Raw genomic sequence first — 17,150 nt, forward strand, 5'->3', positions numbered from 1 at the left:
GAGGTTCTAGGGGGATTTCGACATGTTAGAGTTTGATACTACTCAAGATCAATTAGCGAATATAAAAGTTATCGGTGTCGGCGGTGGCGGAAACAATGCTGTAAACCGTATGATTGAACACGGTGTACAAGGTGTAGACTTTATCGCTGTGAATACTGATGCACAAGCATTAAATCTATCAAAAGCTGAAACAAAAATGCAAATTGGTGGAAAATTAACGCGCGGACTTGGTGCAGGCGCAAACCCTGAAGTAGGGAAAAAAGCTGCAGAAGAAAGTAAAGAGCAAATCCAAGAAGCACTTCGTGGTGCGGATATGGTCTTCGTAACAGCTGGTATGGGCGGCGGAACTGGAACTGGTGCAGCTCCAGTTGTTGCTCAAGTTGCAAAAGAACTAGGCGCATTAACAGTTGGTGTTGTAACACGTCCATTTACATTTGAAGGCCGTAAGCGCGCAACGCAAGCAGCATCTGGTATTGCAGCATTTAAAGAAAATGTAGATACGTTAATTGTAATTCCAAACGATCGCTTATTAGAGATTGTTGATAAAAATACGCCGATGTTAGAAGCGTTCCGTGAAGCGGATAACGTATTACGTCAAGGTGTTCAAGGTATTTCTGATTTAATTGCAACACCAGGTTTAATTAACTTAGACTTTGCAGACGTAAAGACAATTATGTCTAATAGAGGTTCTGCTTTAATGGGTATCGGTTCTGGTAATGGGGAAAATCGTGCTGCTGAAGCTGCGAAAAAAGCGATTTCTAGTCCATTATTAGAAACATCTATTGATGGAGCTCAAGGTGTTATTATGAACATTACGGGTGGAGCTAACTTAAGCTTATATGAAGTACAAGAAGCGGCAGATATTGTAGCTTCGGCTTCTGATCCAGAAGTAAATATGATCTTCGGTTCTGTTATTAATGAAGGATTAAAAGATGATATCGTTGTAACTGTAATTGCAACTGGTTTTGATGACAGCATTGCAACTCAACCACCAAAACCAATTATTCGTCCGACTTCGAATCACACGCAACAGCAACAACCAGTAGCTCAACCTTCAAAACAACGTGAAGTAAAACGTGAAATGAAGCGTGAAGAGCCGGTTGTACATGAGCGCCATTCAGACTCAGATGACATCGATATTCCAGCATTTTTACGTAACCGTCGTAGACGATAAAAGAAAAGGAGCTTTCATGCTCCTTTTTTGTTTTCTAAATGGAAAAGATCTGCTAAGCAGGTCTTTTTTTATTTCGTATATTTCAATTTACTTCGCATTAACTACCTGTGAAATTCGTTTTTTACATATCACTAATTCCAGTGTTGCTTTATAGCCGTAGTTATAGTTCAGTTAATCTGTTTATAAAAAATAAAAGTATATTACGCTATGAAACTATACTTTTATTTTTTACCGACAGATTATGTCTAGAAATCACAAAATAACAAAAAAACACCTCCGCAAATTGACACACTTTCCTATTGGATATGCATTATACTAGTCTCAACTTAAAAAAAGAGGTGAATTGTTTGGTTGTTTACGCCGACATTGTTTGGTTGTTAAACGCCTGCATTGATTTTCTTTTACTTTTATTAACAGCTACCGTGTTAAAAAAGAAGATCAAGAGATGGAGGCTTGTGTTAGGGGCATTTATAGGTTCAACCATTGTTATTTTTGCCTTTACTCCTTTTGCTTCTATGATGACACATCCTATTATGAAACTACTGTACTCGTTACTTATTGTGTATACAGCATTTGGGTTTACAACGTTTAGAAATTATACACAAACTGTTTTTACTTTTTACTTTGTCACCTTTATGGTTGGCGGAGGATTAATTGGAACGCATTTCTTTTTGCAAACGAATGAAATGGTAAATGGATTGGTTCAATCTCAATCCATTTCTTACGGCGATCCAATTAGTTGGTTATTTGTTATTTTTGGCTTTCCAGTAATCTATTATTTTTCTAAAAAGCGTATTGAAAGCGTGGAGGTTACGAAAATACACTACGATCAAATCGTAAAAGTGAAAATTCAATTAGCTGAAGAAGAATTAGAACTAGCAGGTTTAATTGACAGTGGGAATCAACTGTACGACCCATTAACAAAAACACCCGTTATGATTATGCATATTTCATCATTAGAACATTGTTTGCCAGCTTGGTTAACAGAACAAATTTATTCCAAAACAGAAATTCCTCAAATACCAGAAAATGATTCTGGATGGGCGACAAAATTACGTTTAATTCCTTTTCGCGCAGTTGGAGTAGAGAGTCAATTTTTATGGGCAATTAAGCCGAATAGTGTGCAAGTTTATCATGAAGGCAGCACTATTGTTGTAAACAAAGTATTAATTGGGTTAAATACACAACAACTGTCTACTAATGGAGAGTACCAATGCATTGTACATCCAAAAATGTTGATTTCGCAAAAGATGGTAATTGCTTAATTATGAGAGGCGGGATAATATGATGAAATTAAAATTTTATTTAGTATACCTTTGGTATAAAGTATTGCTGAAATTAGGAATTAAGACCGATGAAATTTATTACATCGGTGGAAGTGAAGCGCTACCGCCACCGTTAACGAAAGAAGAAGAGGAAGTTCTTTTGAATAAATTGCCAAAGGGAGATCAGGCAGCAAGATCATTACTTATAGAACGTAATTTACGGCTAGTTGTATATATAGCAAGAAAGTTTGAAAATACAGGGATAAATATTGAAGATTTGATTAGCATAGGAACAATCGGCCTTATTAAAGCGGTAAATACATTTAATCCAGAAAAGAAAATAAAATTAGCAACATATGCATCGCGTTGTATAGAAAATGAAATTTTAATGCATTTGCGTCGGAATAATAAAAATCGTTCAGAAGTCTCTTTTGATGAGCCGCTTAACATTGATTGGGATGGGAATGAACTGTTGTTATCGGATGTATTAGGTACAGATGATGATATTATTACAAAAGATTTAGAGGCTACTGTAGATCGTCACCTTCTAATGAAAGCATTGCACCAATTAAATGATCGGGAAAAACAAATTATGGAGCTCCGGTTCGGGCTTGCTGGAGAAGAAGAAAAGACACAAAAAGATGTGGCAGATATGCTTGGAATTTCACAGTCATACATTTCGCGTTTAGAAAAAAGAATCATAAAAAGATTACGAAAAGAATTTAATAAAATGGTGTAGAGAATAAGACCAGCCTTTATCTAGGCTGGTCTTATTCTGTTTAGTTGTACAAGAAAAGGTAACTAAAATGAAAAGTGAAGAAAAAACCACATGCATAAAATCCCCTTCAAAGGAAATACTTTACACTGTACAGCAACTCCCGATAGGAGGGAACACTTTGACGAGAAACAAAGTAGAAATTTGCGGTGTTGATACAGCTAAACTTCCAGTACTAAAAAATGAAGAGATGCGTAAATTATTTCGTGAAATGCAAAGTGGAGAGATAAGCGCAAGAGAGAAATTAGTGAATGGAAACTTACGTCTTGTACTGAGCGTCATCCAAAGATTTAATAACAGAGGAGAGTATGTTGACGATTTATTTCAAGTTGGTTGCATCGGACTTATGAAATCGATTGATAACTTTGATTTAGGCCAAAATGTAAAATTTTCAACGTATGCTGTGCCGATGATTATTGGGGAAATACGCAGATATTTGCGTGATAACAATCCGATTCGCGTATCTCGCTCGTTACGAGATATTGCGTATAAAGCGTTGCAAGTAAGAGAAAAATTGATTGCAGAAAATTCAAAAGAACCAACAGCGATGGATATTGCAAAAGTCCTTGAAGTGACTCATGAAGAAATTGTTTTTGCTTTAGATGCGATTCAAGATCCGGTTTCATTATTTGAGCCGATTTATAACGATGGGGGAGATCCTATCTTTGTTATGGATCAGTTAAGTGATGAAAAACAAAAGGACGAGCAGTGGGTCGAAGAATTAGCGTTAAAAGAAGGAATGAAGCGTTTAAATGATCGAGAGAAAATGATTATTCGAAAGCGTTTCTTTCAAGGAAAGACACAAATGGAAGTTGCAGAAGAAATTGGGATTTCTCAAGCTCAAGTATCACGCTTAGAGAAATCAGCTATTAAACAAATGAATAAGACGATTCAAGGATAAGGTCTCACCATTTATGGTGAGACCTTTTTATTTGCGCTCATAGTAGGGAGACGGTGTTCATATAATGAAAAATAATATGGATTTTAGTAGAGGGTGCATCTTGTTAATTTGAGAAACATCATTTTTAAATTTGTCATATATAAGGGGGAGGATGAAAGTGATACGAATTTCGGAGTTGCAGGTGAAGGATGTTATAAACATTTCAGATGGAAAAAGGTTAGGGAATATTGGAGATATTGAAATTGATATAAACACAGGGAAGGTGCAGTCTATTATCATTACAAAACAGGCACGCATGCTTGGTATTTTTGGAAAGGACGTAGAAATTGTAATTCCATGGGAGGAAATTATGAAAATTGGGGAAGATGTCATACTTGTAAGAGTAAATCCTGTTAATTCTGTAACAGAATCAATACAAACACCGACAATTTCATAAAGAATATTACAAATTCCTCTTTTTTTTCTGTTGGCATTATGAAAAAATAAAAGTATGGTAAAATAGACAGGAAGTACCATGCTTTTTTATGTTATTTTAATTAAAAGGAGCTAAATACAGTTATATAAAATATACAAAAATAATCTCTACAGGAAGAGATTATTCAAGACTTACTATCTATCGTTCATGTATTTAGTTGTAGAATTTATGGGTTAAGGAAGTATAAAAAGAAAATATCGGAGGATAAAGCTGTATGAAAAGAGCATATCTAATAGAAATCCATCCGACAAAAGAACAAATAACCCAAATAAATCAGACGATTGGTGTGTGTAGGTATGTTTACAACCTGTATATCTCTAAAAACAAAGAGCTGTATGAAGCCGAAGGAAAGTTTCTAGGTGGGTATGACTTTTCTAAATGGTTGAACAATGTCCATACAAAAGAATGTGATCAGTGGATAAAAGAAGTATCCAGTAAAGCTGTAAAACAAGCGATTATGAACGGGGATAAAGCTTTTAAGCGATTTTTTAAAGGTTTATCTAAATTTCCACGATATAAGAAAAAGAAGAAGCAAGATGTGAAGTGCTATTTTCCTAAAAACAACAAAACAGATTGGACAGTAGAAAGGCATAGAGTAAAAATCCCTACAATTGGTTGGATAAGGTTAAAAGAATATGGATATATCCCTAAAGATGCAACTGTAAAAAGTGGCGTAGTATATCAAAGAGCAGGAAAATATTTTGTATCTGTACTTTGTGAAAGAGAAGAAGTAAGGGTAAAACCAATATTGAATAATATAGGTCTAGGGATTGATTTAGGGTTGAAGGATTTCGCTGTACGTAGTGATGGAAAGACTCATAAAAATATAAATAAAACAGTAAAAGTAAAAAAGATAGAAAAACGGTTAAAACGTGAACAACGCTCTTTATCGCGAAAATATGAAAATCTAAAAAAGAGAGGTGGAAAATCTGTTACTATTAAAAGAGCGAATATAGATAAAAATGTTCTTAGGGTGCAAAAGCTGCATGCTCGATTAGCGAATATTCGACTAGAGTATGTAAAGTCTATTGTAACGAATGTGGTGAAAACCAAGCCAACGTTTATTACAGTGGAAGATTTGAATGTAAGAGATATGCTGAAGAATAAACATCTATCTAAAGCAATTTCCAAGCAGTCTTTTTATAATTTTAAAACGTGGCTTTTGACGAAATGTGAGGAATATGGAATTGAATTACGTCAAGTAGACCGATTTTATCCATCTTCAAAGTTGTGCTCCTATTGTGGTCAAAAGAAAGCAGATTTAAAATTATCTGACCGGGTATATGAATGTGAATGTGGTAATGCAATGGATAGGGATTTGAACGCAGCGAACAACCTTTTACAAGCAAAAGAATATACAATACTAACGTAAATAGATTGTATATATACGGTGGGCTACATCGGAATTTACGCCTGTGGAGTGTTACAGTAAACTGTAGTAGCGGGTGAGTGGCGAGACAGGACACGGAGAAACAGGAATACTCTAAGAATAAACATTTGTCTATATTTTTAGTAGCAGCCGCTTTGTTATGAGAGAACCATTTAAATATGTGGACGGTATACTGTATTTACAAGCGTGGAAAGAACTTGGAAACATTACTGCTGGATTTACGACAAAAGATGGTGGGATAAGTACGGGCTCCTTTCATGCGATGAATTTAGGATTACATGTGAATGATATTGCGGAGAACGTTCATGAAAACAGACGCATTTTAGCAAATAAGTTACAAAAACCATTGGAAAACTGGATTTGCTCTGAACAAGTTCATGATCACCATGTTGAAAAAGTAGGACAACAAGAAAAAGGAAGAGGCGTCTATTCATATGAGGATGGCATTTCAAAAACAGATGGCATTTATACGACTAGTAACGATGTTCTTTTAACGTCTTGTTACGCGGATTGTGTCCCGCTCTATTTTTATGCACCATCACATGGTATGATAGGACTTGCGCATGCTGGATGGAAAGGGACTGTAAAAGAGATTGCAAATGAAATGATTCAAAAATGGAATGCAGAAGGGATTTCAAGTGATGAAATTCATGTTGCGATTGGACCGGCAATAGGGTCTTGTTGTTATGTTGTTGATGATAGAGTATTAACTGCAGCACAGCAAGTAGTAAACGGGTCTGTCCCCTATAAAAAAATTTCTGATGGGCAGTACGCAATTAATTTAAAAGAAATTAATCGTATATTATGTGTACAAGCAGGTATAAAAGAAGAGCATATTGTAATGTCATCTCTTTGTACAAACTGTGAAGAACAACTATTTTTCTCTCATCGTCGTGATCAAGGAAAGACAGGGAGAATGTTGAGTTTCATAGGTTTTAAGGAGGAAGGAAGCAAATGACAGTGCAAGAAAATTTAGTAATTGTAAACGAAGCTATTAAAGCAACTTGCGCACGAGCTGGACGTTCGTTGCAAGATATTAAACTCGTTGCAGTTACAAAAACTGTAGGAATTGAAAAAACAAACGAAGTAATTGAAGCTGGAATTATTGATTTAGGTGAAAATAGAAATGAAGGTTTCATACAGAAATATGAGCATTTTGGCTCAAAAGTTAATTGGCATTTTATTGGCTCATTACAAACGAGAAAAGTAAAAGAAATCATTAATGAAATTGATTATTTACATTCATTAGATCGTCTTTCTTTGGCGAAAGAAATTCAAAAACGTGCCGATAAGAAAGTGAAATGCTTTCTTCAAGTGAAAACCTCACCTGAAGAATCGAAGCAAGGGTTGGCAATAGAAGAGACGATATCTTTTATTCAAAGTTTGCAAGAACTGGATAAGATTGAAGTGGTCGGACTAATGACGATGGCGCCATTTACGGAAGAAGAGGAAGAGGTTCGTCGCTGCTTTAAAAAGTTACGTGTGCTACAAACAGAGGTGCAGGGGCTAGGATTGTCATATGCACCATGTAAAGAGTTATCAATGGGGATGTCCAATGACTACACGATTGCAATTGAAGAAGGTGCTACATATATTCGTTTGGGAACGATTTTAGTAGGAAAAGCGTAAAAGGAAGGAGAATCTTATTATGAGTTGGTCAAAAGTAAAATACTTCTTTTTTGATACACCAGAAGAAAAAGAAGCAGCTCAATATAGCTATGAAAAGGAGCAAACAGACATGAAGAAGCAGCAAGATCCGCCAGAACAACAAGATGTTACGTTTCCAAAAGCGCAACCGAAACAAAATGTTGTGAGCATTGAAACGGCAAAGCAATCTTCAAAAGTTGTTTTATTAGAACCACGCACATATTCGGAAGCGCAAGGGATTGCGGACCATTTAAAAGGTAGACGAGCTGTTGTAATTAATTTACAAAGAATGTCTACAGATCAAGCGGTACGTATCGTTGACTTTTTAAGTGGTACTGTATACGCTATAGGCGGGGACATTCAAAAAATAGGACCGAAAACATTTATGTGTACACCTGAAAATGTAGATATTGTTGGTGCAATTTCAGAGTTATTCGGTGAAGAAGAAGAAACAAATATAAAGAGGTGGTAATACGCCATGACAACAGTTTTAATGGTGTTAAGTTATGCTTTCGAGATTTACTCGTGGGCACTTATTATTTACATTCTCCTATCATGGTTTCCTGGTGCAAAGGAATCATCTTTTGGAGATTTCCTGTCACGAATTTGTGAACCGTATTTAGAACCATTCCGCAGATTTATTCCGCCGCTTGGTATGATTGATATTTCTCCACTCGTTGCGATTTTTGCGTTAAAACTTGCTAAAAGTGGTTTGTTCAGTTTGTTTGGCTATTTCTTATAATAAGAGGTTACATACATGAGCATTTACGAACATTTCAGACCAGATGAAGAGGTCTTTGTGGATAAAGTGTTAGAGTGGAAGCGAACGGCGGAGTACCATCAAGTGAAATTAACAGATTTCCTTGATCCAAGACAGCAACAAATTGTTTCTATGGTAATTGGACAAGGAGATGTTGCTGTGCAATTCGATGGTGCAACGCCTCACGCGGAGCGTAAAAGAGCAATTATTTATCCAGATTATCTAGAATTAAATGAAGAAGAGTTTCAATTAGAAGTATTAGAAATTGACTATCCTTCCAAGTTTCATACGCTAGAGCATCGGCAAATATTAGGTACATTCATGTCTCTTGGTTTAACGAGAGAAAAATGTGGTGATATTTTGCTTCAAGAAAATCGTGCCCAAATTATAGTTGCGAAAGAAATCGTATCGTACATTGAGATGAACTTACAATCAATAGGGAAAGTAAAAGTCTCCTTATCATCAATACAAGGAGAACAAATTCTGCAGATGCATGAAACGTGGGGAGAGAAATCTGGAACGGTTTCTTCACTTCGTTTAGATGTTATGCTAGCTGAAATGTTACATTTATCCAGACAGAAAGTACAACCTTTAATAAAAAATGGTTTAGTGAAAGTCAATTGGAAAACAGTGGAGCAAACTTCTTATGAATGTTATCCAGGAGATGTTTTTTCTGTAAGAGGATACGGACGAAGTAAATTATTTTCTGTAGAAGGTAAAACAAAACGCGACAAATGGAGAATTTTGTATGGTATACTAAAATGATTGGTTTTTTAGAAGGAAATCCTCCTATTTTGTCGAAGAAAAGATATAATTGAAAGAGGAAATTTAGATAACTACTTGGAGGTGGCGTTGTGCCGTTAACACCATTAGACATTCATAACAAAGAATTTGGTCGCGGATTCCGTGGCTATGATGAAGATCAAGTAAACGAGTTTCTTGATCAAATTATCAAAGATTATGAATTAGTCATTCGTGAGAAAAAAGCTTTAGAAGAAAAGGTTGCGCAATTAGAAGGAAAGTTAGATCATTTCTCTAATATTGAAGATACGTTAAACAAATCGATTGTTGTAGCACAAGAAGCAGCGGAAGAAGTAAAACGTAATGCGCAAAAAGAAGCGAAATTAATTGTACGTGAAGCTGAAAAGAATGCAGATCGTATTATTAACGAAGCTTTAGTAAAATCAAGAAAAGTTGCCTTTGATATTGAAGAGCTGAAGAAACAAGCAAAAGTATTCCGAACTCGTTTCCGTATGCTGTTAGAAACACAGCTTGAAATGTTAAACAACGATGATTGGGATAAGTTAATTGAGTTAGAAGACGAAGTGGACGAGCTGTTGAAAAAAGAAGAAACAGTGTAAGCTTGACGTTTTTCTCATTATTACATATAATTTTAAACAACATATTTATTAAGAAAAACGAAGATAGGGATAAGTACCTTTTCACACCTTATATAGCGAACTGAGGATGGTGTAAGCTCAGGATAAGGAGATAATGGGAATATCACCCTGGAGTTCCGCGCTGAACAAATAGAGTAAGCGTAGGCGTATATTCGCGTTAAGAATATAAAGAGGATCTTATACATACGTATATGGTCTACTAGGGTGGTACCGCGGGAGACTTTCTCGTCCCTTTTGGGGATGAGAAGGTCTCTTTTTTATTCCGTTTTTTAAGTATTTCTTTTATACATGTAAGGAGGAATTGAGCATGGAGTACAAAAATACATTACTGATGCCAAAAACAGAGTTCCCAATGCGTGGGAATTTACCAAAGCGTGAGCCTGCAATGCAAGAAAAATGGGCTGAAATGAACATTTATGAAAAAGTGCAAGAGCATACAAAAGGTCGTCCTTTATTTGTATTGCATGATGGACCTCCATATGCGAATGGTGACATTCATATGGGACATGCATTAAATAAAGTATTGAAAGACTTTATTGTTCGCTATAAATCAATGACTGGTTTCAGTGCACCATATGTACCAGGTTGGGATACGCACGGTTTACCAATTGAGCAAGCTTTAACAAATAAAGGTGTAAAACGTAAAGAAATGACGGTTGCTGAGTTCCGTAAGTTATGTGCAGAGTACGCATATGAGCAAGTAGAGCGTCAACGTGAACAATTTAAGCGTCTAGGTGTACGTGCAGATTGGGATAATCCATATATTACTTTAGAGCCAGCTTATGAAGCACAACAAATTAAAGTGTTTGGTGACATGGCGAAAAAAGGTTATATCTATAAAGGACAAAAGCCAGTTTACTGGTCTCCAACGAGTGAATCAGCTTTAGCAGAAGCTGAAATTGAATATCAAGATAAAAAATCAGCATCTATTTACGTAGCATTCCCTGTTAAAGATGGAAAGAACGTATTAGAAGGTGATGAGAAATTCATTATCTGGACAACAACACCTTGGACGTTACCTGCAAACTTAGGTATTTCTGTTCATCCAGAACTTGAATATAGCATTGTAAAAGTAAATGATGAGAAATATATCATCGCTTCTGAGCTGTTTGAGACAGTTGCAAAAACGTTAGAATGGGAAAATGCTGAAGTTGTGAAAACGGTAAAAGGTAGCGAACTTGAGTATACAGTTGCAAAACATCCATTCTACGATCGTGATTCATTAGTTATGCTAGGAGATCATGTAACAACAGATGCAGGTACAGGTTGTGTTCATACAGCACCTGGACACGGGGAAGATGACTTCGTTGTTGGTAAAAAGTATGGATTAGAAGTACTTTGCCCAGTTGATGATAAAGGTGTATTAACGAATGAAGCACCTGGATTTGAAGGCTTATTCTATGATAAAGCTAACAAGCCAATTACAGAAAAATTAGAAGAAGTAGGCGCGTTATTGAAACTAACATTCATTACGCATTCATACCCACATGATTGGAGAACGAAAAAACCAATTATTTTCCGTGCGACAGCACAATGGTTTGCATCTATTGAAGCATTCCGTAAAGAGTTATTAGAAGCTGTTGCGGAAACAAAATGGGTACCAGCATGGGGAGAAACTCGTCTTCATAATATGGTTCGTGACCGTGGTGATTGGTGTATTTCTCGTCAGCGTGCATGGGGTGTGCCAATTCCTGTATTCTATGCAGAGAATGGGGATCCAATTATTACGGATGAAACAATTAACCATGTAGCAGATTTATTCCGTGAGCACGGTTCTAACGTATGGTTCGAGCGTGAAGCGGAAGATCTATTACCAGAAGGATTTACACATCCAGGTAGCCCAAATGGCGAATTCCGTAAAGAAACAGACATCATGGATGTATGGTTCGACTCAGGTTCTTCTCACCAAGCGGTATTAGAAGAGCGCGATGACTTACAACGTCCAGCTGATTTATATTTAGAAGGATCTGACCAATATCGTGGTTGGTTTAACTCTTCATTATCAACAGCAGTTGCTGTAACAGGTAAAGCTCCATATAAAGGCGTACTAAGCCATGGTTTCGTATTAGATGGTGAAGGACGTAAAATGAGTAAGTCGATTGGAAACATCGTCGTACCGAAGAAAATTATGGATCAATTAGGTGGAGACATCTTACGCTTATGGGTATCTTCTGTTGACTATCAATCTGACGTACGTATTTCAGATGATATTTTAAAACAAGTAGCAGAAGTGTATCGTAAAATCCGTAACACATTCCGTTTCTTATTAGGAAACTTAGATGACTTTAAGCCAAGTGAAAATACAGTAGCGGTAGCTGAACTTCGTGAAGTAGATCGTTATATGTTAGTGAAATTAAATGACTTAATTACAAAAGTAAAAGAAGCATATGAGACATACGACTTCGCTGCTGTGTATCATGCAATTCACAACTTCTGTACAATTGATTTAAGTTCATTCTATTTAGACTTTGCAAAAGACATTTTATACATTGAAGGTGCAAACCATGCAGATCGTCGTGCAATTCAAACTGTATTATATGATGTTCTTGTTGCACTGACGAAACTTGTAACACCAATCTTACCGCATACAGCTGATGAAGTATGGCCATATGTTCCGGGTGTAACTGAAGAAAGCGTACAATTAACTGATATGCCAGAAGCTGCAGAAATAGATGGTGCGGAAGCATTAAAAACAAAATGGGATGCATTTATGACATTACGTGATGATGTATTAAAGGCGTTAGAAGTAGCGCGTAATGAAAAAGTCATCGGTAAGTCATTAAATGCAAGCATTACACTATATCCAACTGCAGAAATGAAAGCTATGTTAGAGTCTATTAGTGAAGACTTAAAGCAATTATTCATTGTTTCTGAGTATAAGCTTGGTGGTCTAATGGAAGAAGCTCCAGCAGATGCGCCAAAATATGAGCATACAGCGGTTGTTGTTGCTCAAGCAACTGGTGAAACATGTGAACGTTGTTGGGTAGTTTCAGAAACAATTGGTAAAGATGCTGAACATGAAACATTATGTGAGCGTTGTGCAACAGTTGTTAAAGAAAACTATGTAAAATAATAAGGAATGACTGCACGTAAAGTGCAGTCATTTTTTTGTTGACAGTATATTGAAATAACTTTCACTCTCTTTCCTATGAAGGAAAAATGTGTGTGAGGTAAGCAAATTGATTTCGGACACACTAACTGTACATTACAGCTAGGAGGAATGTACACGTGAATGAAATCTACATGGAAATAAAAGAAGAATTGCAATTGATGAGAAAAGAGTTGCAAGAGAGACTAGCTAAAGAAGTAATGCATAAATACGATATGGAGTTTAGTGGGGAGCTCGGATATGAAATTCAGGAAGAGATAAAGAAAAAATTGCTCTTACATGATATGAAAGAGGACTTAAAGGATGTAGAACGTGCATTATTTAAAATGGAAATAGATATGTACGGTATTTGTGAAGAAACGGGGAGAGTAATTTCGGTAAAACAAATGAAAACAATGCCCACTGCCCGTACGATTCATGAATTTTTCTATGAAAAGGTAAATGTATGAATACGCACAACGATATTATATTACCTTTTTTTAATTTATTTTATTCTTCTATAAAGGTTCATTGTGAAAAGGTAGCAGCTATGCTAAAATTTTGAGGTACACTGTCTTTGTGGGGGAAATGAAAATGATATATTATGTAATAGCGTTATTTGTCATTGCCATCGATCAAATATCGAAGTGGCTAATTGTAAAGAACATGGAATTGGGTACAAGCATTCCGATTATCGATAATGTATTATACATAACATCACATCGAAATAGAGGAGCTGCCTGGGGTATTTTAGAAAATAAAATGTGGTTTTTCTACATTATTACAGTCGTTTTCGTAGTGTTTATCGTATTTTATATGAAAAAGTATGCGAAGACAGACAAGCTTCTAGGTATTTCATTAGGTCTAATTTTAGGCGGAGCAATTGGCAATTTTATTGATCGTGTATTTAGACAAGAAGTAGTGGATTTCATTCACGTGTATATTTTCTCGTATAACTATCCAGTATTCAATATAGCTGACTCAGCATTATGTATTGGAGTTGTATTAATTATTATTCAAACAGTATTAGAAGGAAAGAAAACGAAGGAGTAATTGAATGAGTGAAGTAGTACAAGTAACAGTAGCAGAAGAACAAAAGAGCGAGCGAATTGATAAATTCGTTGCAGAAATAAACAGTGAATGGTCACGTTCACAAGTGCAGCAATGGATTAAAGATGCTGTTGTAACAGTAAATGGGAAAGTGGTTAAAGGGAATTATAAAGTTAAAGCAAATGATGAAATTACAGTAACGATTCCTGAACCAGAAGCATTAGATATTCAACCAGAAGATATGAATTTAGAAATTTATTATGAAGATGCAGATGTACTTGTTGTAAATAAGCCACGTGGTATGGTTGTACATCCAGCGCCAGGGCATACAAGCGGTACGCTTGTAAACGGACTTATGCACCATTGTACAGATTTATCAGGTATTAACGGTGTAATGCGCCCTGGTATTGTGCATCGTATTGATAAAGATACATCTGGCCTATTAATGGTTGCAAAAAATGATATGGCACACGAGTCACTTGTAAATCAACTTGTAGCAAAAACAGTAACAAGACGTTACAAAGCGATTGTGCACGGTGTTATTCCGCATGATAAGGGAACTATCGATGCACCAATTGGCCGTGATAAGAAAGAGCGTCAAAGTATGACAGTTGATGAAAATGGTAAGAACGCTGTTACTCACTTCCAAGTGTTAGAGCGCTTCAAAGATTTCACACTTGTAGAATGTCGTTTAGAAACGGGACGTACGCACCAAATTCGTGTTCATATGAAATATATTGGCTATCCACTTGCGGGAGATCCCAAGTATGGACCAAAGAAAACATTAGATATGAATGGACAAGCACTTCATGCAGGTATTTTAGGATTTGACCATCCTCGTACTGGTGAATATATTCAGTTTGAAGCACCTATTCCAGAAGTGTTTGAAGATGCATTAAATATTTTACGAAAATAGTATTGACAAATCACACGAAAACTGAGATACTGACAACAGTTAAATAATGATCCTTTAACACAGCCCCGTGAGGTTGAGAAGGTAACGGTTTGAAATACTTAGGGTATGCTGTACCCTTTTTTCAAAAGTCCTCTCGCACACGCTGAGAGGACTTTTTTTATACCATTCCTCTCATGCAAGAAAAAAGCTTGGAGGTGTAGAACATGCAGGAAAAAGCTGTCGTTTTAGATGACCAAATGATTCGCCGCGCTTTAACACGAATTAGTCATGAAATCGTGGAACGAAATAAAGGTGTCGATAATTGTGTTCTTGTCGGAATTAAAACACGTGGAATTTTTATTGCACAACGTTTGGCAGAACGAATTGGTCAAATTGAAGGAAAAGAAATGGAAGTAGGCGAGTTAGATATTACGTTATATCGTGATGATTTAACACTACAATCAAAACATAAAGAACCACTTGTAAAAGGTTCTGATATTCCTGTAGATATTACGAAGAAAAAAGTTATCCTTGTGGATGATGTATTATACACAGGAAGAACAGTTCGAGCGGCGATGGATGCTCTAATGGATTTAGGTAGACCATCACAAATTCAATTAGCTGTTCTTGTTGATAGAGGTCATCGTGAACTACCAATTCGCGCTGATTATGTAGGAAAGAACATTCCAACATCAAGTGAAGAACGTATTGAAGTTGATTTGCAAGAGACAGATCAACAAGATCGAGTAAGTATATATGATAAGTAAGCCCTTTTAAATGTAGTCCTGTGAGGCTGCCAAAGGGTCTTGGCTTTCATATGTCAAATTTGGCATACGAAAGTATAGGACTCTTTGTGCACAGGCGCAAAGAGTTTTTTTATTGTAAAGATTGCAACTGAAGGAGGATGTAACAATGGAACAAAAGCCAGTGTTAGACGTTAATGAAGTACCGAAACCGGGAAAATGGTTATTTTTAAGTATACAACATTTGTTCGCGATGTTTGGATCAACAGTGCTTGTTCCGTTTTTAACAGGATTGAATCCATCAGTAGCATTAATATCAAGTGGATTAGGAACGTTAGCGTTTCTTCTTATAACGAAAGGTCAAGTACCTGCCTATCTAGGATCATCATTCGCCTTTATCGCACCGATTATAACAGCGAAAACAGCAGGTGGACCGGGAGCAGCAATGCTTGGTGGTTTACTTGCAGGACTTGTATACCTGTTAATTTCAATCGGAATTAAGAAGTCTGGATCAGCGTGGATTATGAAATTACTTCCACCAATCGTAGTCGGTCCGGTTGTAATGGTAATCGGTTTAGCTTTAGCACACACTGCAGTAAATATGGCGATGAACGGTGCAGATGGCAAGTATAGCTTTACACACTTTTCAGTAGCATTAGTAACATTAGCAATTACAATCATTTGCTCCATATTCGGGAGAGGGTTCTTCAGTATCATACCAGTTTTACTTGGAATCATCGGAGGTTACATCTTTGCTTACTTCCAAGGGCTAGTTGATTTAAAGCCGGTAGCTGAGGCAAAATGGTTTGTCATACCAGATTTCACAGTACCATTTGTAACATACACACCAGAGTTTTCATGGAAGATTGTACTCTTAATGGTACCAGTTGCACTCGTAACAATTTCAGAACATATCGGACATCAAATTGTATTAGGAAATGTTATAAAAAGAGATTTAATTGAAAAACCAGGTTTACACCGTTCAATCTTTGGTGATGGAGTGGCAACATTGATCGCATCACTAATCGGTGGACCACCGAATACAACGTATGGTGAAAACATCGGTGTGCTAGCAATTACGAGAGCGTACAGTGTATACTTATTCATCGGTTCAGCAGTGTTCGCAATCACATTCGGATTTATCGGTAAGATTTCTGCACTGATTCATTCGATCCCAACACCAGTTATGGGCGGGGTATCAATCTTACTATTCGGTGTAATCGCATCAAGCGGATTACGCATGATGGTAGATGATAAAACAGATTTAAGTGACAAACGAAACTTAATGATTGCATCAGTAATACTAGTAATCGGTATTGGTGGAGCGGTACTTCACGTAGGGGATTCATTCCAAGTAGAAGGAATGGCGCTTGCAGCGATTGTAGGTGTACTGTTAAATCTACTACTACCAGAAACAAAACAAGAAAAACATACAAAACAATCTAAGCAGATTGCTTCATAAAAATAACCTTTTAATTCAGTCCTGTGAGACAGAAAAGGGTGGCTTCTTCCTTGCACCCTAGTCTTACATGACTAGGGTATTTTTATACAAAGGTTGTTATAAATATACAAAAGTGGTAACATAAA

Annotated in this window: 18 protein-coding genes, 1 pseudogene and 1 other annotated feature; all 19 genes and pseudogenes read left to right on the forward strand. The window is 36.4% G+C overall.

The annotated features are described in order from the left end of the window. The first annotated feature begins 22 nt into the window (after positions 1–22). The 19 genes and pseudogenes from ftsZ (at position 23) to uraA (ending at position 17,025) form a co-directional block, all read left to right on the forward strand. Positions 23–1,174 carry a cell division protein FtsZ gene (gene ftsZ, locus BAQ48_RS25070; RefSeq protein WP_000888989.1) on the forward strand — a complete coding sequence of 384 codons (1,152 nt, stop codon included), beginning with the start codon at positions 23–25 and terminating at the stop codon, positions 1,172–1,174. Positions 1,175–1,521: 347 nt separating this feature from the next. Then, a complete protein-coding gene (gene spoIIGA / locus BAQ48_RS25075; RefSeq protein WP_071713198.1) occupies positions 1,522–2,439 on the forward strand; it encodes a sigma-E processing peptidase SpoIIGA in 918 nt (305 codons plus the stop codon). 19 nt (positions 2,440–2,458) lie between these two features. Continuing rightward, positions 2,459–3,178, forward strand: coding sequence for an RNA polymerase sporulation sigma factor SigE (sigE, locus tag BAQ48_RS25080; protein ID WP_000976947.1), 720 nt, complete (start codon positions 2,459–2,461; stop codon positions 3,176–3,178). A 157-nt stretch (positions 3,179–3,335) separates the two neighbouring features. After that, a complete protein-coding gene (gene sigG, locus BAQ48_RS25085; RefSeq protein WP_000197755.1) occupies positions 3,336–4,115 on the forward strand; it encodes an RNA polymerase sporulation sigma factor SigG in 780 nt (259 codons plus the stop codon). A gap of 151 nt (positions 4,116–4,266) precedes the next feature. After that, positions 4,267–4,551: a YlmC/YmxH family sporulation protein gene (locus BAQ48_RS25090; RefSeq protein WP_071713199.1), complete on the forward strand. Its 285-nt coding sequence runs from the start codon at positions 4,267–4,269 to the stop codon at positions 4,549–4,551. A 143-nt stretch (positions 4,552–4,694) separates the two neighbouring features. Further along, a pseudogene (locus BAQ48_RS28355) lies at positions 4,695–4,808 on the forward strand (IS607 family transposase); the annotation flags it as partial. After that, a complete protein-coding gene (locus tag BAQ48_RS25100) occupies positions 4,805–5,962 on the forward strand; it encodes an RNA-guided endonuclease InsQ/TnpB family protein (protein ID WP_071713200.1) in 1,158 nt (385 codons plus the stop codon). The pseudogene BAQ48_RS28355 and the gene BAQ48_RS25100, both read left to right, overlap by 4 nt. A 157-nt stretch (positions 5,963–6,119) precedes the next feature. Further along, positions 6,120–6,938 (forward strand): peptidoglycan editing factor PgeF, encoded by an 819-nt coding sequence (pgeF, locus tag BAQ48_RS25110; protein WP_071713201.1) that lies wholly within the window; start codon positions 6,120–6,122, stop codon positions 6,936–6,938. Beyond that, a complete protein-coding gene (locus BAQ48_RS25115; RefSeq protein ID WP_071713202.1) occupies positions 6,935–7,609 on the forward strand; it encodes a YggS family pyridoxal phosphate-dependent enzyme in 675 nt (224 codons plus the stop codon). Before pgeF ends, BAQ48_RS25115 begins: the two co-directional genes overlap by 4 nt. A 19-nt stretch (positions 7,610–7,628) precedes the next feature. Next, positions 7,629–8,099: a cell division protein SepF gene (locus BAQ48_RS25120; protein ID WP_000119137.1), complete on the forward strand. Its 471-nt coding sequence runs from the start codon at positions 7,629–7,631 to the stop codon at positions 8,097–8,099. 6 nt (positions 8,100–8,105) lie between these two features. Then, entirely contained in the window at positions 8,106–8,369 is a 264-nt protein-coding gene (locus BAQ48_RS25125; RefSeq protein ID WP_000214325.1) for a YggT family protein, read from the forward strand. A gap of 15 nt (positions 8,370–8,384) precedes the next feature. Next, a complete protein-coding gene (locus BAQ48_RS25130) occupies positions 8,385–9,152 on the forward strand; it encodes a YlmH family RNA-binding protein (RefSeq protein WP_071713203.1) in 768 nt (255 codons plus the stop codon). A gap of 89 nt (positions 9,153–9,241) precedes the next feature. Then, on the forward strand, positions 9,242–9,748 hold the full coding sequence (divIVA, locus tag BAQ48_RS25135; protein WP_001131611.1) for a septum site-determining protein DivIVA: 507 nt from the start codon (positions 9,242–9,244) through the stop codon (positions 9,746–9,748). Between the two features lie 51 nt (positions 9,749–9,799). Then, positions 9,800–10,023: a binding site (T-box leader), on the forward strand. Between the two features lie 71 nt (positions 10,024–10,094). Next, positions 10,095–12,860 (forward strand): isoleucine--tRNA ligase, encoded by a 2,766-nt coding sequence (gene ileS2 / locus BAQ48_RS25140; RefSeq protein WP_071713204.1) that lies wholly within the window; start codon positions 10,095–10,097, stop codon positions 12,858–12,860. A gap of 155 nt (positions 12,861–13,015) precedes the next feature. Continuing rightward, complete coding sequence (locus tag BAQ48_RS25145) at positions 13,016–13,345, forward strand: TraR/DksA C4-type zinc finger protein (protein WP_001002953.1); 330 nt, start codon at positions 13,016–13,018, stop codon at positions 13,343–13,345. Positions 13,346–13,469: 124 nt separating this feature from the next. Beyond that, entirely contained in the window at positions 13,470–13,928 is a 459-nt protein-coding gene (gene lspA, locus BAQ48_RS25150; protein WP_000642182.1) for a lipoprotein signal peptidase LspA, read from the forward strand. Between the two features lie 4 nt (positions 13,929–13,932). After that, entirely contained in the window at positions 13,933–14,841 is a 909-nt protein-coding gene (locus BAQ48_RS25155; RefSeq protein WP_071713205.1) for an RluA family pseudouridine synthase, read from the forward strand. A gap of 203 nt (positions 14,842–15,044) precedes the next feature. After that, positions 15,045–15,587, forward strand: coding sequence for a bifunctional pyrimidine operon transcriptional regulator/uracil phosphoribosyltransferase (pyrR, locus tag BAQ48_RS25160; protein ID WP_001156489.1), 543 nt, complete (start codon positions 15,045–15,047; stop codon positions 15,585–15,587). Positions 15,588–15,732: 145 nt separating this feature from the next. Further along, complete coding sequence (gene uraA / locus BAQ48_RS25165) at positions 15,733–17,025, forward strand: uracil permease (protein WP_071713206.1); 1,293 nt, start codon at positions 15,733–15,735, stop codon at positions 17,023–17,025. The last annotated feature ends 125 nt before the right edge of the window (positions 17,026–17,150 follow it).

It is taken from the genome of Bacillus luti (assembly GCF_001884105.1).
Classification (GTDB): domain Bacteria; phylum Bacillota; class Bacilli; order Bacillales; family Bacillaceae_G; genus Bacillus_A; species Bacillus_A luti.

What these genes read in the sequence shown, in the direction of transcription:
- BAQ48_RS25120 (WP_000119137.1), top strand. Translation starts at nt 7,629, where the DNA reads ATGAGTTGGTCAAAAGTAAAATACTTCTTTTTTGATACACCAGAAGAA.
- BAQ48_RS25125 (WP_000214325.1), top strand. Translation starts at nt 8,106, where the DNA reads ATGACAACAGTTTTAATGGTGTTAAGTTATGCTTTCGAGATTTACTCG.
- pgeF (WP_071713201.1), top strand. Translation starts at nt 6,120, where the DNA reads ATGAGAGAACCATTTAAATATGTGGACGGTATACTGTATTTACAAGCG.
- ileS2 (WP_071713204.1), top strand. Translation starts at nt 10,095, where the DNA reads ATGGAGTACAAAAATACATTACTGATGCCAAAAACAGAGTTCCCAATG.
- uraA (WP_071713206.1), top strand. Translation starts at nt 15,733, where the DNA reads ATGGAACAAAAGCCAGTGTTAGACGTTAATGAAGTACCGAAACCGGGA.
- sigE (WP_000976947.1), top strand. Translation starts at nt 2,459, where the DNA reads ATGATGAAATTAAAATTTTATTTAGTATACCTTTGGTATAAAGTATTG.
- pyrR (WP_001156489.1), top strand. Translation starts at nt 15,045, where the DNA reads ATGCAGGAAAAAGCTGTCGTTTTAGATGACCAAATGATTCGCCGCGCT.
- BAQ48_RS25100 (WP_071713200.1), top strand. Translation starts at nt 4,805, where the DNA reads ATGAAAAGAGCATATCTAATAGAAATCCATCCGACAAAAGAACAAATA.
- BAQ48_RS25090 (WP_071713199.1), top strand. Translation starts at nt 4,267, where the DNA reads ATGAAAGTGATACGAATTTCGGAGTTGCAGGTGAAGGATGTTATAAAC.
- BAQ48_RS25130 (WP_071713203.1), top strand. Translation starts at nt 8,385, where the DNA reads ATGAGCATTTACGAACATTTCAGACCAGATGAAGAGGTCTTTGTGGAT.
- BAQ48_RS25155 (WP_071713205.1), top strand. Translation starts at nt 13,933, where the DNA reads ATGAGTGAAGTAGTACAAGTAACAGTAGCAGAAGAACAAAAGAGCGAG.
- BAQ48_RS25115 (WP_071713202.1), top strand. Translation starts at nt 6,935, where the DNA reads ATGACAGTGCAAGAAAATTTAGTAATTGTAAACGAAGCTATTAAAGCA.
- lspA (WP_000642182.1), top strand. Translation starts at nt 13,470, where the DNA reads ATGATATATTATGTAATAGCGTTATTTGTCATTGCCATCGATCAAATA.
- ftsZ (WP_000888989.1), top strand. Translation starts at nt 23, where the DNA reads ATGTTAGAGTTTGATACTACTCAAGATCAATTAGCGAATATAAAAGTT.